Consider the following 809-nt stretch of genomic DNA (forward strand, 5'->3'; position numbering starts at 1 on the left):
CCGGAGTCGATGGTGGCACGGGAGCCGCCCACGACGCCGCCCAGGACCTCAGCCAGCTCCTCAGCCAGCTTGATGCCGCCCTCGACGTCCTTGCTGATACCACGGCCGACGGAGACGATGTAGTCAGCGCCGATCAGGTCAACCAGCTTCTTGGCGGCCTTGACGACCTCGACAACCTCGGTCTTCAGGTCGGCCTCGCTCAGCTCGAAAGCGGGCTTCACGATCTCGCAGGCAGCGGCCTTGGCCTCGTCGAAGGCGTTCTTCTTCATAACACCGGGACGGACAGTGGCCATGCAGGGACGGAAACGGGGGCAGATGATGGTAGCCATCAGGTGACCGCCGAAAGCGGGACGGGTCATCTTCAGGTTGCGGTCCTCCATGTCCCACTTCTGGGCGTCAACGTCCAGAGTGGAAGCTTCCCGCAGGAACTGGATGTAGTTGGCAACATCCACGTCCAGGTGGGTGCAGTCAGCGCACAGACCGGTGTGCAGACGGGCCGCGCAGCGGGGGCCCAGGTCACGGCCGATGTTGGTGGCGCCGATCAGGAACGCCTCGGGCTTCAGGTCCTCGATGACATCGCAGATGACCTTGGCATAGGCGTCGGTGTTGTAGACGCTCAGCAGGGGGCTCTCGCAGACATAGACCTTGTCAGCGCCGTAGCCGCCCAGCTCCTTGGCGGCGGACTCGATGCCCTCGCCGCCCAGCAGCAGGCCGCACAGGTTCACGCCCAGCTCGTTGGCCAGGTCGCGGCCCTTGGAGATCAGCTCGAAATCGGTGGGCATCAGCTTGCCCTCGCGCTGCTCGCAGAA

The 809-nt window shown here is 64.6% G+C and carries 1 protein-coding gene; it reads right to left on the minus strand.

Features of this window, described 5'->3' with window-relative positions:
• The coding region (locus JQM66_RS12425; protein ID WP_235230178.1) for an electron transfer flavoprotein subunit alpha/FixB family protein at positions 1–809 on the minus strand (809 nt) is incomplete at both ends.

The organism is Oscillibacter valericigenes, from assembly GCF_021531915.1.
In the GTDB taxonomy this organism is placed as follows: Bacteria; Bacillota; Clostridia; order Oscillospirales; family Oscillospiraceae; genus Oscillibacter; species Oscillibacter valericigenes_A.